The organism is Paraburkholderia sp. 22098 (assembly GCF_052045935.1).
Classification (GTDB): Bacteria; Pseudomonadota; Gammaproteobacteria; order Burkholderiales; family Burkholderiaceae; genus Paraburkholderia; species Paraburkholderia caledonica.
In genome coordinates this window covers 1-13,679 of the sequence record NZ_JBQEPV010000027.1, presented here as the reverse complement: position 1 = coordinate 13,679, position 13,679 = coordinate 1, and the positions used below count along the sequence as shown (strand labels likewise).

Annotated in this window: 10 protein-coding genes; 7 read left to right on the top strand and 3 right to left on the bottom strand. The window is 61.8% G+C overall.

The window, feature by feature from the left end; translation table 11 throughout:
• Positions 1-82 precede the first annotated feature (82 nt).
• A complete protein-coding gene (locus ACTJLB_RS32065; protein ID WP_020067479.1) occupies positions 83-451 on the top strand; it encodes a BON domain-containing protein in 369 nt (122 codons plus the stop codon).
• 185 nt (positions 452-636) lie between these two features.
• On the opposite strand, the gene ACTJLB_RS32060 is transcribed toward ACTJLB_RS32065, so the two are convergent.
• A complete protein-coding gene (locus ACTJLB_RS32060) occupies positions 637-1,653 on the bottom strand; it encodes an SDR family oxidoreductase (protein ID WP_088176225.1) in 1,017 nt (338 codons plus the stop codon).
• A gap of 380 nt (positions 1,654-2,033) precedes the next feature.
• Between ACTJLB_RS32060 and ACTJLB_RS32055 the strand changes: the two genes are divergently transcribed.
• From ACTJLB_RS32055 to ACTJLB_RS32045, 3 genes are all read left to right on the top strand, one after another.
• Positions 2,034-3,824, top strand: a complete 1,791-nt coding sequence (locus ACTJLB_RS32055; protein ID WP_440785633.1) for a phospholipase C — start codon at positions 2,034-2,036, stop codon at positions 3,822-3,824.
• Positions 3,825-4,034: 210 nt separating this feature from the next.
• Positions 4,035-5,486, top strand: a complete 1,452-nt coding sequence (locus tag ACTJLB_RS32050) for a cytochrome-c peroxidase (RefSeq protein ID WP_440785632.1) — start codon at positions 4,035-4,037, stop codon at positions 5,484-5,486.
• Positions 5,487-5,580: 94 nt separating this feature from the next.
• The gene (locus tag ACTJLB_RS32045; RefSeq protein ID WP_408174067.1) at positions 5,581-6,270 is read left to right on the top strand and encodes an HAD family hydrolase; all 690 of its coding nucleotides are present in this window, start codon (positions 5,581-5,583) and stop codon (positions 6,268-6,270) included.
• Positions 6,271-6,276: 6 nt separating this feature from the next.
• On the opposite strand, the gene ACTJLB_RS32040 is transcribed toward ACTJLB_RS32045, so the two are convergent.
• Both ACTJLB_RS32040 and ACTJLB_RS32035 read right to left on the bottom strand, forming a co-directional pair.
• The gene (locus tag ACTJLB_RS32040; RefSeq protein ID WP_020067473.1) at positions 6,277-6,669 is read right to left on the bottom strand and encodes a carboxymuconolactone decarboxylase family protein; all 393 of its coding nucleotides are present in this window, start codon (positions 6,667-6,669) and stop codon (positions 6,277-6,279) included.
• Between the two features lie 119 nt (positions 6,670-6,788).
• The gene (locus ACTJLB_RS32035; RefSeq protein WP_408414600.1) at positions 6,789-8,342 is read right to left on the bottom strand and encodes an NADH-quinone oxidoreductase subunit M; all 1,554 of its coding nucleotides are present in this window, start codon (positions 8,340-8,342) and stop codon (positions 6,789-6,791) included.
• A 648-nt stretch (positions 8,343-8,990) separates the two neighbouring features.
• On the opposite strand from ACTJLB_RS32035, the gene ACTJLB_RS32030 reads away from it, so the two are divergent.
• From ACTJLB_RS32030 to ACTJLB_RS32020, 3 genes are all read left to right on the top strand, one after another.
• Complete coding sequence (locus ACTJLB_RS32030) at positions 8,991-9,740, top strand: ABC transporter ATP-binding protein (protein ID WP_440785631.1); 750 nt, start codon at positions 8,991-8,993, stop codon at positions 9,738-9,740.
• Positions 9,727-12,300: an FtsX-like permease family protein gene (locus ACTJLB_RS32025; protein ID WP_440785630.1), complete on the top strand. Its 2,574-nt coding sequence runs from the start codon at positions 9,727-9,729 to the stop codon at positions 12,298-12,300. The genes ACTJLB_RS32030 and ACTJLB_RS32025 overlap by 14 nt, the downstream gene beginning before the upstream one ends.
• A gap of 158 nt (positions 12,301-12,458) precedes the next feature.
• The gene (locus tag ACTJLB_RS32020; RefSeq protein WP_440785647.1) at positions 12,459-13,514 is read left to right on the top strand and encodes a lipocalin-like domain-containing protein; all 1,056 of its coding nucleotides are present in this window, start codon (positions 12,459-12,461) and stop codon (positions 13,512-13,514) included.
• Positions 13,515-13,679 lie beyond the last annotated feature (165 nt).

Sequence of the window (13,679 nt, the reverse complement as noted above, 5' to 3'; positions counted from 1 at the left end):
CCCAGTGAGCGGACACCGTTCACAGGCGCGTATTATTTTGCATGCAACGAAGCGACATCAACTTTTCGAGGATGGAGAAAACGTGAAAACAGTCAATCTTTTGAAGACGCTCGGCATCGCATTGTGTCTGGCAACTGCATCGAGCGCCTATGCGCAATCGAGCGATGCGGCGCCGTCCGACATGACGGACTCCTCCACTGCGCGCACAAAAGCGGTGAAAAAGACGGACCGCAAACTCGGTCTCGACGTGCGCAAGGCGTTGGCAAAAGCGCAGGGCTTCGATGTGTCGAACGTGTTCGTGCGGGCTCGCGGCGGCGCAGTGACGCTAACAGGATCGGTGCCTGACGGCGCCCAGATTCCGCAAGCCGAGGACGTGGCGAAAAGCGTCGCCGGTGTGAAGTCCGTATCGAACAAGCTCACAATCGGCAACCCGAACGGCGGCGGAGGCTGATCGCCCGAGTCGTTCAGTGGCATTACGCCTGATTGCATCGGACGACGAAGGGTTGCGCCTTGCACTGCTCCCGCGCTGCTGTCGCCTATGAGGCGCTACCCTTTGTCTTGCTACCCTTTGTCTTGCCCACCATCTTCCTGGCCGCCCATTATCCTGATAAGTGAATCACACGCGCGGCTCTTCGCCTATACGCGTCGCCCATGCGACGACCGCGCATAACGCGCGAGCAACCACACGGCCGCTGCGCCCGCGGCAAGCAATGCTGTCTGCTGCGGATACATCGACGCCTGCGTGTACAGGCTCGACTCAAACACCCGGCGCTTCTGTTCGGAACGCTCGCGCAATGCACCATCGCCGCCGTTGTTGCCGGCCGCCGTGTGCGGCGGCTCCTGAGTCCGTTGCGACAATATGCCAAGACGGCCCATCACGCGGTCATACAGATTGGGCGCTCGACGCGCGAACGTGACCATTGCCGCCGATGCACCGCCGACATACAGATCGCGCACCGGCGTGGCCGCCGCATGCAGAATCGCCCTCGCGACAATATCCGGTGCATAGACCGGCGCCGGCAGCTTTGGCTGCACGTCGAGATGATTGCGGGCATGCTCGACAAACTGCGTATGAATGCCCGACGGCTTGATCAGCGTAACTGAAACCGGCACGCGCTCTTCCAGCAGTTCCATGCGCAATGCGTCGGTATAGCCCTTTACTGCGTGCTTCGACGCGACATATGCGGCCTGCAGCGGCAGCGCGACGTCCGACAGCTCGCTGCCCAGATTGATCAGCGCACCGCCGCGCTGCCTCAGGTGTGCGAGCGCAATCATCGAACCTTGCACGACGCCCCAGAAGTTCGTCTCGAACAACTCTTTCTGCTCGTCGATGGGCACGTCGGCGCAACGGCCGTAGATCGACGCGCCGGCGTTGTTGACCCACGTGTCGAAGCCGCCGAAGCGCGCAATGGCCTTGTCGGCGGCGGCCTGCAATTGCCCGGCGTTGCTCACGTCGGCAACCGCATAGTCGACGAGCGCGCCCTGATCGCCGAGTTGCCTCGCGAGCGCGGTCAGCGCTTCCTCGTCGCGGGCGATCAGCATCAACCGCGCTCCTTTGCTCGCGGCAAGACGCGCGGTAGCGAGTCCGATACCGCTCGTCGCCCCGGTGATGACGATGACCTGCTGACCGACCGGTTTGAGCTTCACTGTCATGGCGAATCCTCGGAAAGAGATGACGGGATCACGGCAGCGCACGTTTTTGGCGGCCTGTCCGGCGAGCTACGTCTGGATGCCGGAGCATCCGTCGTGCCGGGCCGCAGTGAGTCAACTACCGCTTGCTGCCGCCGCGCGCCAGTGTCACCGTCAGCACAACGACAGCAACGGTTATCGGAATGAATGGCGATCGAGAGCCAACGTAATATGCGCGCCCTTAAATCTTAATCATCGAATGCTTCAATGCGCGCAGCTTGTAGTTGCCGCAGCGTGGAGCAGCCACAAGCGCCGCACTATTTCCAATAAACAATATCCCCAGCGAACTCCACACGTACATCATGGAAGCGCTGAACGGCGAAGTCGAATCTGGAGCCAGTCACATGTTCCGTAGAACCCTGTTACCCATTCCCTTTGCCGCACTGCTGACGCTCACCGCTTGCGGCAACCACAGCATCAGTCCGGGCGCCTCATCGCCGGCCTCATCGCCGGCACCCTCGGTGACGGCACAGGATGCCCTGGCCACTGCCACGCCGATCAAGCACGTCGTCGTGATCTTCGGCGAGAACGTCTCGTTCGATCACTACTTCGCGACTTATCCGCAAGCGTCGAATCCGGTGGGCGAACCGCAATTCACGGCGGCTGCAGGCACGCCGGCGGTCAATAACCTCGCGAGCAACAACCTGATCGCGACCAACCCGAATGCGCTACCTACGTCGCCGAATACGGCAGGCCGCACGGTCGGTCTGGTGACTATCGCCGGGCTCGGTCTGCCCGCAGCGGATCTGTTGCCGTTCCGCCTCGACCGCTCGCAAGCGAACACGTCGAGTCAGAACCACGCATACGCCGCCGAACAGCTCGCCTATAACAACGGCGCAATGGACTCGTTCCCGCTCTTCACCGCAGCCGGTTCGACGATCGCGGGCAGCACCGGAGCATTCGCGACGAAGGGCCAGGTGCTCGGCTACTTCGACGGCAACACCGTCACCGCGCTGTGGAACTACGCGCAGCACTTTGCGATGAACCAGAACGCGTACACCGACACGTACGGTCCGTCGACGCCGGGCGCGCTTGCAGTCGTCTCCGGCCAGAACAACGGCGTGATCGTTTCGGGCGGCACGTCGGGCAACGCGATTCCGGATTCGGCCGGCGGCTTCACGATGGTCGGCGACCTCGACCCGACCGGTGACGTCTGCACGACCGCGGCGGGCAGCACGGTGACGGGCACGATGTCGTCGAACAACAAGAACATCGGCGACCTGCTCAACGCGAAGAACATCACGTGGGGCGGCTTCATGGGCGGCTTCAATCTGCAGACGGTCAACGCGAACGGCACAACGCGCTGCGCCCGCTCGACCTTCTCGCAGGTGCTCAACGCGACGAAGACCGACTACGTGCAGCACCACGCGTGGTTCCAGTACTACGCGAGCACGGCGAACCTTGCGCATACGCGTCCGTCTTCGACGGCCGTGATCGGTGCGGCTGATCCGCTCGACAACACCGCAACGCCGGTTCATCACCAGTACGACACCGACGACTTCTTTGCCGCGGTGAAGTCGGGCAACTATCCGTCGGTCAATTTCCTGAAGGCGCCGGCAGTCGAGGACGGCCATCCGGGCAACTCGGACCCGATCGACGAACAGGCTTTCGTCACGAAGGTCATCAACTTCCTGCAGCAGCAGCCTGACTGGAAGAACACCGCCGTGATCATCGCCTACGACGATTCGGACGGCTGGTACGACCATCGCTACAAAGCGCCTACGAGCTCGTCGTTCGACTCGACGACGCCGCAATCGGCAGGCGGCAAGACGGTGGCGGGCAGCGACAACCTGAGCGCGGCAGGCCAGTGTACGGCCGCGGGCGCAGTGCAGCCGCAGGGCGTGAACGGCGGCGCGGTGAACGGCCGTTGCGGTCCGGGTACGCGCACGCCGTTTATCGTGGTCTCGCCGTGGGCGAAGGCGAACTTCGTCGACGACACGCCGATCACTCAAGCATCGGTCGTGAAGTTCATCGAGGATAACTGGCTCAGCGGTCAACGCATTGGCGGCGGTTCGTTCGACGCCACTGCGGGCAGCATCATGAACATGTTCGACTTCTCGGGCTCGGGCAACAACGCGCCGCTGTATCTGGACCAGAACCTCGGTACGACGCTGGCGCAAGCGCCGGCAATCTGACCAGAGCTGGTCACGAGCCGTGCAGAAACTTGCGATCAGGCAACCCGCGTTCATGCGATGCGCGAGTATCTCGCGCGCATCGCTGACGAACGCGGTGTCATGACGCAGAGCACGGCTTGCAGCAAAGCGTAGTCGGCGTCGAGCCAGTGCATATGTACTGGCTCGATTTGCCCTTTTGATCGCATCAGAAGAACTATTGTCACGACCGCCATGAACCAAGCTCCAGACGCTGCCCTGCCGCCGACTCTTCCCGCGAGCGGCGAACCCGGTCCCGTTCTCACGCGCCGCTCAGCGCTCCGGCTGCTTGCGCGAAGCGCCGCCTGCATCGCTATTGCGGCCGTCGCGCTCAGCGCATATGCGCTTGTTTATCCGGAGCGGATGCCGGCCGCAGTCGGCGCGATCGTTGAAGACCTCACAGGCGCGAACCCTCGACCGGTGCATCTTTTGCGTCCGGCAAGCGCGCCACTGAGCGCGGTGGCACTGCTCGGCAAGGAGATATTTTTCGACCAGTCGCTGTCGGCTTCCGGCACGCAGTCCTGCGCGTCGTGCCACTCGCCGAAGAATTCGTACGCGCCGGATAACGCGTTTCCTGTTCAGCTCGGCGGCGCGCATATGACCGACGCGGGTTTTCGTCCGCCGCCCTCGCTCACCTATCTGTATCGTCAGGCGCCGTTCAGCATTGGTCCCGACCAGGGCGACACGGATGTGCCGGTGGATCTGACGCAACTCGCTTCGCAGGCAAGCGGCGTCGCGCGCGCGCAAAAGACCGCTCTCGCCGCGCCTGCCGCTCCGGCAATGGTGCCGCAGGGCGGGCTCTTCTGGGACGGCCGCGCCGATACTTTGCAGGACCAGGCAATCGGCCCACTGACGAATCCCGTCGAGATGGCCAACAAAACGCCCGAAGACGTCGCGCACAAGCTGCTGCAGACGAAGTACATCGACCAGTTCAAGCAGATGTTCGGGCCGGCCATTGTCGGCAATCCGAGCCTGCTGATTTCAGAGGCCATGTTCGCGGTGGGGCGTTATCAGATCGAAGATCCGTCATTCCACGCGTTCACGAGTAAGTACGACTACTGGCTGGAAGGCAAAGCTCGCCTCACGCATGCCGAACTGCACGGCCTGCAATTGTTCAACGACAAGGACAAAGCGAATTGCGCGGGCTGCCACCTGAGTCAGCCGAGCAAGGACGGCTTGCCGCCAGTGTTTACCGATACGCAATACGAAGCGCTGGGTGTGCCGCGCAATCAGGCCATTCCCGCGAATAAGGATCCAAAGTTCTTCGATATGGGGGTATGTGGGCCGTTTCGTGGAGATCTCGCGAAACAGACGCAGTATTGCGGCATGTTCCTCACACCCACGCTACGCAATGTCGCGAACCGCAAGGTGTTCTTTCACAACGGCGTGTATCACGACCTGAAGCAGGTTATGGACTTCTACAATCTGCGTAATACGTCGCCGGAAAAGATCTATCCGCGCGATGCATCGGGCAAGGTGCAAAAGTACAACGATCTGCCGCCGCAGTTTCACGCGAACGTAGATGTGTCCGACGCACCGTTCGATCGCAAATTCGGTGATCAGCCTGCAATGACGGATCAGGATATTCAGGACATTATTGCGTTCATGAAGACCTTGAGTGACGGGTTCGACGCTAAGGGATCGTGACTCTTCGCGCTGCGCGCGGTCATGCAAGCGCGCAGCGCCACGCGGCGCGTTGTTGTATGCTCTCCCGTTCCGCGATCTCTTCCCACTCTTCCCGATGGCCGATTTTCCGTTTCACGCCGTACTTTTCGATTGCGACGGCGTGCTCGTCGACTCGGAACCGATCACTAACCGCGTACTCACCGAGATGCTGGGCGAGTTGGGCTGGCACCTGAGCATTGAAGAGACGATGCGTATTTTTGTCGGCAAGGCGGTGAAGGACGAAGCGCCGCTGATCGAAGCGCGCACTGGCGTTGCGATCACGACCGACTGGCTGATGCAATTTCGCGCGCGCCGCAATGCAGCGCTCGAAAAGGAACTGACCGCGATACCGGGCGCAGCGACAGCGGTACGTTCGCTTCACGCATCATTGAAGGGACGAATCGCCGTTGCTTCCGGTGCCGACCGGATCAAAGTCGAATTGCAATTGGCCAAGGCGGAGATCCTGGACTGCTTCGAGGGACGCATCTTCAGCGGTCACGAAACACCGCGTAGCAAGCCGTTCCCCGATGTGTATCTCGCCGCGGCGGCGGCGTTAGATGTGGACCCGGCGCACTGCGCTATTGTCGAAGACACGGTGACGGGCGCGACGGCCGGCGTTGCAGCCGGCGCGACGGTATTCGGTTACTGCCCGAACGAATTCGGGCATAGCAGCGCTGCCGCATTGCAGGCAGTCGGCGTGGCTCAGGTGTTTCGGGACATGAACGACTTGCCCGGTTTGCTTGCCGCGTGGCGCGGCAAGGCGTGAATCGGCCTACTCGAACGCTGCGTCGATCGGCACGCGATATCCCACCGCGAGGCGGTTCGTTTCATTAGCCATGCCAACTACTGCGAGCAGTTCGCCAAACATCTCGTCGGTCATGCCCGCACGACGAGCCGCGGCCGTGTGACTCGCAACGCAATAACCACAGTTGTTCGTCACGCTTACGGCCACGTAGAGCAGCTCTTTCATTAACGGATCGAGCGCGCCGGGCTTCATCACGTCTTTCAGACTGTCCCACGTGCGCGCGAGCGTCGGAGGATGCTGCGCGATGTACTTCCAGAAGTTGTTGACGTCGTCGACCTGACGCGTCTGCTTGATATCGTCGTACACAGCTTTGACTTCGGGCGATGCTGCGGAATACTCCACGGCTTTCTGCTGACTCATGGGCTCTCCTGTTGTGATGCATGAAAGTGCGATTCGGGCTCAGTTCGGCATATGCGGCATCTATTGTGCGCGCATTTTGCCGAACTGGAATCGACTATTCCGGCATTCACACTGCCCTGTCACCCTGGCGTACGCGTCGCCGCAACGACCGCTGCGGGGGCGGCTGCTTGCAGGTGTTCACCGCCATCGCGAGGCGTCGGCTCCGGACGCGTGGAGCGCTCCGATTGCGCCAGCAACGTACCGACCGACGGGTCGATGGCGTCGGTGAAAGGCTTCGGATCCAGTCCGATTGCGAGTACCAGCAGCGCCATTGCGCCGAGCAACACGAATTCGCGCTTGCCGACATCTTTCAGGTTGCCAACACGCGCATTCGCAATCGCGCCAAAAATTACGCGCTTATACATCCACAACGTGTAGGCCGCGCTCAGAATCAGCGTAGACGCCGCCATCGCGCCGATCCAGAAGTTAAAGCGAATCGCGCCCATCAGCACCATGAATTCGCCGACGAAACCCGACGTACCCGGCAGGCCCACATTCGCCATCGAAAACAACATCACGAACGCGGCGAAACGCGGCATGGTGTTGGCAACCCCGCCGTACTCGGCGATCGCAGCCGTTTTCGTGCGATCGTAGAGCATGCCCGTGCACAACAGCATCGCGCCGGACACCACGCCGTACGACAGCATCTGCACGATCGCGCCGGCCTGACCGATACGGTTGAAGACGAACAGACCGAGCGTGACGAGGCCCATATGAGCCACCGTCGAATACGCAAGCAGGCGGCGCATGTCGGTCTGCACGAGCGCGAGAAGACTCGAATAGATCACCGCGACGAGCGACAGCGTGATTATCATCGGCGCGAAAAAGTGGCTTGCCTGTGGTGCAATCGGCAATGCGAAACGCAACAGGCCGTAGCCGCCGAGTTTGAGCATGCCGATCATCACGGCAGCGCCCGTGGGGCCGTCGAGGTGAACGTCGGGCAACCAGGTATGAAGCGGCCACATGGGCACCTTCACGCCGAATGCCGCGAGGAAGCCGAGAAAGATCAGTACTTGCGGCATGGTGCCAAGGCGCGTTTCCCGCCACAGCGCGAGGTCGAAGCTATGCGTCTGGCTGTACAGATACAGCATCGACATCAGCATCATCAGCGAGCCAAGGAACGACACGAAGAAGAACTTCACCGCGGCATATGACCGATTGGAGTGCCCCCATGTGCCGATCAGCAAATAAAGCGGAATCAACGTTGCTTCGAACGAGACGAAGAACATCATGCCGTCGAGCGACGTGAACACGCCCTGCATGAAACCGGACAACATCAGGAATGCGCCGAAGTACTGCGCAGTGCGCTCGGTGATCGACTCCCACGAGGCGACCACGATGATGATCGTCGTCAGCGCGGTCAATGCGACGAGCCACAGCGAAATGCCGTCGACGCCGACGTGCCACGCGATATCGAAAGTCGGCGACCATCTGACGTTTTCGACGAATTGCATCGACGTCGCTTCGTTGCGGAAATTCGCGACCAGCGGAATCACGGGAACGAAGCCCGCAAACGCGCCGATCAATGCGAGCCACCGCGTACGGCCGCGAGCCGTGTCCGACCCGGCTCGCAAAACGACGAGGCCGGCAACGATAGGGATCCAGATAAGCAGACTAAGGAGAGGCAATGGCATGTGCGCTGTCGAAAACTTGAAGTACAAAACGCCGCACCAACACTTTCCATTTCGAAAGCATTGAAGCGAATATGTAGGGTTCGGGGCCAGCAGGGGCGACGTGTGCAGACTTCGCTCGACTACACGTTTACCCGCAGTCGAACGACGAGGTGGGAGATTACCAAGATAAGAATAGTTTTGCAGCGCAACATTGCGCTCATGCCCTAGACAATGACTTATTGCGGTAGCTTCGCTTGCACAAGCCGGAAAAATGTGCACCTGCACAAACGGGCTAGGGATCCTTCGCGGTCCGGCAAATTTCCCGCAGAAGCGCGCTTTTGACGACCATTTGCGACCAGTTCATGACGTGCGCAATGGCGATTTCGTCAACAAGGCACACGGAATGCGTTCGACAGCGCCGCGCATGGGTCTTTTCGCGCACCGATCTGCAGGACCCGCTGTATTGGACAGAAATATTTTTTATGCAGGTGCACGCGCGGAACGAGGTGCCGTGTCAGGAAAAGCCGTCACCGGACGCAGGCTTCACACGAGGAGCGGATCCGCCGACGCGCCTTACAGAAGCCGAATATACTTTGGCGGCCAACACATCGAAGGCCGCGCATTCAGCGAGCGGATGCAGCCGCGTCGACCTCATTCTCCGGACCTTGCATGGTGTTTTTTCACGAAGGTGTCGTTCCCGCGCTCGAGTGCCGCGGGCTTAGCAAGACCTACGGCGCGGGCCGCGTCGTCCTCGCAAATCTCGACTTCACGCTCGCGCCCGGCGAATTCGTCGCGATCATGGGCGACTCAGGCGTCGGCAAATCGACGCTGCTCAATCTGATCGCCGGTCTCGATCAGGCGGACAGCGGCGATGTGATGATCGGCGGCCATGCCGTGTCGCGTCTCGACGACAATGCCGCGACGCGTCTGCGCAGGCAAAAGCTCGGTTTTGTGTTTCAGGCGTTTCACGTGCTGCCGCATTTGACACTCGCGCAGAACGTCGCGCTGCCACTGCTGCTAAACGAGTTGCCCTCTTCCGCGGCGCTCGACATGCTCGCGGCAGTCGGACTCGAAGGCCGCGGTGACGACTTTCCGCGGCAACTGTCTGGCGGCGAAATGCAACGCGTTGCTATCGCGCGCGCCCTGGTCCATCGCCCTACTCTGATCCTCGCCGACGAACCGACGGGCAACCTCGATCCCGATACCGCCCACGGCGTGCTCGCGTTGTTTCGTGCGCAAAGCAAGGCGACCGGCGCGGCCACGATGATGGTGACGCACTCGGAGGCCGCTGCCGCCGTCGCCGACCGCATCATGATTCTCAGCGATGGCGGCTTGCATGCCGCGTCGGAAGTGCCGGCGTCTTCACAGGCGCAACACGGCGCGCGAACCACTGCGCGTTCAACCGATGACGCCCGCTGATTCGCAGCGCTCCGCGCCCGGAGGCGGACACCGCATTCTTGCGCGCTGGCTGCTCGCCGCCGAATGGCGCAGTCATCGGGCACGCGCGCTCGTTGCGATCGCAACCATCGCGTTGGGTGTGGCGCTCGGTTACGCTGTGCAACTGATCAACAGCGCAGCCTTCAACGAGTTCTCCGCTGCGGCGCGCAGCCTCTCCGGCCAGGCCGATCTGCAGGTGCGCGGCGCTCAGCCGCTACTCGACGAGTCGATCTATCCGCGCCTCGCCACGCAAAGAGGTGTCGCGCTCGCGAGTCCCGTTCTTGCGCTAGACGTCACGGTGCCGGGACAGAACGCGGCTTTGCCTGTGCTCGGCATCGACGTGTTCAAGGCAAGCCGCATTGCGCCGGACCTGATGGGCGTGCCGTCGAGCGGACAGCCTTTCGACACGCTCGCGTCCGACGCCGTATTTCTCTCGACCGCCGCGCAAGAATGGTTGCACGTGAAGACCGGGGATCAGGTGGCGCTGCAGAGCGGCACGTCGATCGTGCACTTGCGTGTGGCCGGCGGCATCGTGAGAACAAGGCCGGGTCAACGGCTCGCGATCATGGATATTGCCGCGGTTCAATGGAAGTTCGGCAAGGTCGGCAAGCTTTCGCGCGTCGACGTGCAGCTTGAGCGCGGTGTCGACCGCGAGCGCTTCAAACGCGATCTGCAAAATGAGCTGGGCAGCCAATGGGTCGTTACCGAAGCGCGTGACGTCGAGAGCCGCACGGACCGGCTGTCGCGCGCCTATCGAATCAACATGAACGTGCTCGCGCTGGTTGCGCTTTTCACCGGGGCGTTCCTCGTGTTTTCGACGCAGGCACTCAGCGTGGTGCGTCGTCGCGCGCAGTTTGCGATGCTGCGCGTACTCGGACTGACGCGTGGCCAACTGTTGCGTCAGATTCTGCTGGAAGGCGCGCTGCTCGGCCTGCTCGGTTCGCTATGCGGCCTCGCGCTCGGTTATGCACTCGCTGCCGGCGCGTTGCGTTTTTTCGGCAGCGATCTCGGCGGCGGCTACTTTCCCGGCGTGCAGCCGCAGGTCGGCTTCGAACCAGTCGCAACTGCTATTTTTCTGACGCTCGGCATCGCCGTGGCAGTTCTCGGCAGCCTCGCGCCGGCACTGGAAGCGGCGCGCGCACGGCCCGCTTCCGCACTCAAGGCCGGTGCCGAAGAAGGCGCGCTCGCGCGGCTCGCCACGCCGTGGCCCGCCCTCTTGTGCCTGGTTATCGCCGCGCTTCTCACGCAGGCACCGCCATGGTTCGACGCGCCGATTGGCGGTTATGTGGCCGTCGCGCTACTGCTGATCGGCGGAATTGCATTGATGCCGCGGGTCACCGCCCTCATATTTGGCGTAGCGAGCCGGGGGTTCGCATCGCGCTCACGCGCCGGAGCGGCCAGTACGCTAGCGCTTGCGCGTCTCGCGAATGCGCCGGGTCATGCGTCGATTGCAATGGGCGGTGTGTTGTCGAGCTTCGCGCTGATCGTGGCGATGGCGATCATGGTGGCCAGCTTTCGCGTGTCCGTCGAAGACTGGCTGGTCCATCTACTGTCTGCTGATCTTTATGTGCGCGTCGCGGAAAACGGCGACACAGGCGGCTTGAGCCCTGCTGAACAGACGCGGCTTGCGGCCGTGCCGGGCATTGCAAGGGCGGCGTTCGCACGCACTTCACATATCACGCTCGATCCGGCGCGCCCGGACGTCGCGATACTCGCACGCGAGATCGACGCAACCGATCCGGGTGCAAATCTGCAAATGACGGGACCTGTGCTTACGCCGCGCGATCTGCAAAGCGCTGAAACACCTGTTTGGGTGTCCGAAGCAATGGTGGATCTATATGGTTATAGGCTCGGACAGCGTATCCGCTTGCCCATCGGCGAGCGCGCAAATGTGTTCGCGGTGGCGGGCGTATGGCGCGATTACGCGCGGCAGACGGGCGCGATCCAGATACGGCTTGCCGACTACCGTCGCCTCACCGCCGACACGAGCGCTACCGATGTCGCGGTTACCGTCGAGCGAGGTTCGAGCATTGAGCGCACGGTAGCCGGCTTGCGTGCACTGCCTTTCGGCGCGAGGCTGGACATCTCGCAACCGGGCGCCATTCGCGCGCGCACGCTCGTGATATTCGACCGAAGCTTTGCAGTCACATATCTGCTGGAGGCGGTCGCTATCGTCATCGGCTTGTTCGGCGTGGCCGCAACATTTTCGGTGCAGACGCTCGCACGCGCTCGCGAGTTCGGCATGCTTCGGCATGTCGGTGTGACACGCTCGCAAATTCTCGCGATCCTCGCGCTCGAAGGCGGCATGCTCACCGCGTGCGGTATCGCAATGGGTTTTGTTCTCGGCTTCGCGATCAGTCTGATTCTCGTATTCGTCGTCAATCCGCAGTCGTTTCACTGGAGCATGTCGCTGCATGTTCCGTGGACGATGCTGGCCACCGTTGCGCTCGTGATGCTCGCGTCGTCGTGTTCGACAGCGGTGATTGCGGGACGTGGCGCCGTTTCCGTGGATGCAGTGCGCGCGGTCAAGGAGGACTGGTGATGCGAGCTTTGCGCCGGTTATTGGCGCTTCAATCGATGGCGCTTCAATCCATGCATTGGGCGAACGCGGGGAACGAGGTTTCGGTCGCGCGTTTTCGTCGGACTCGGCCACGGGTTCCACATTTGTTCGTTGTCGGCGCGTTCGCCTTGTCGGCCAACATGGTCTTTGCCGCAACGCCGGAATTCGCCGCTGTCACGAAAGACCATCAGATTGTGCTGCCGATGGACACCGGCGCTCATGCCGATTTTCGCACCGAGTGGTGGTACGCCACCGGCTGGCTGACTACGCCCGATAATCGGCCGCTCGGTTTTCAGATCACGTTCTTCCGTTCGGCAACGGGACACGATGCCGCCGATCCGAGTGCTTTCGCGCCTTCTCAACTGATCATCGCACACGCCGCGTTGAGCGATCCTGCACTCGGCCACCTCGTGCATGATCAGCGGATTGGCCGCGAGGGATTCGGCCTCGCCTACGCGAAGCCTGCGAATACCGACGTCAAGCTCGACGCGTGGAAAATTGTTCGTGCCGCCGATGGCCGCTACGATGTTACCGCCGATGCCGGCGAGTTCGCGTTGCATCTCGAGCTAACGCCAACGCAAGCGCCTTTGATTCAGGGCGAACATGGCTACTCACGCAAAGGCCCGCGGCCGGAACAGGCCAGTTATTACTACAGCGAGCCGCAATTGCGCGTGTCGGGCAGCGTGAGGCGACCGGGCGCCAATGGCGATTCATCGCATGGAGACACTGCCGTGACGGGCGTTGCATGGCTCGATCATGAGTGGTCGAGCACATTGCTCGACGCGAATTCGGTTGGATGGGACTGGCTGGGCGCGAATCTCTCAGACGGTTCGGCACTGATGGCCTTCAAGGTGAGAAGCCGCGACGGACATGCGATGTGGGCGCATGCTGCATTACGCGACCGCGACGGACGAGTGACAACGTTCGCTCCGAACGAGGTCGACTTCACGCCGCGTCGCACATGGCGCTCGCCGCGCACGAACACGTCGTACCCGGTGTCGATGTCGGTGCGAACCGGTGCGCTGACATGGCAACTCGATCCGCTGATGGACGACCAGGAACTGGACTCGCGCCAGTCTACTGGCGCGGTGTACTGGGAGGGCGCGGTGCGCGTGAGCCGCGATGGCGCGGATCTCGGGCGGGCTTATCTTGAGCTGACGGGTTATGCGAACGCACTGCGGATCGGCAGGCAGTGAGGCTGTAAGGTGGCCTCGCTGTTTTATCGCCGCGTTTTACCGCCGTGTAAACGCAGAAACCCCACCTTTTGTGGGGTGGGGTTTCTGATGCTGCTGGGGAGCCTGACGATTACCTACTTTCACACGGGCAATCCGCACTATCATCGGCGTGGAGTCGTTTCACGG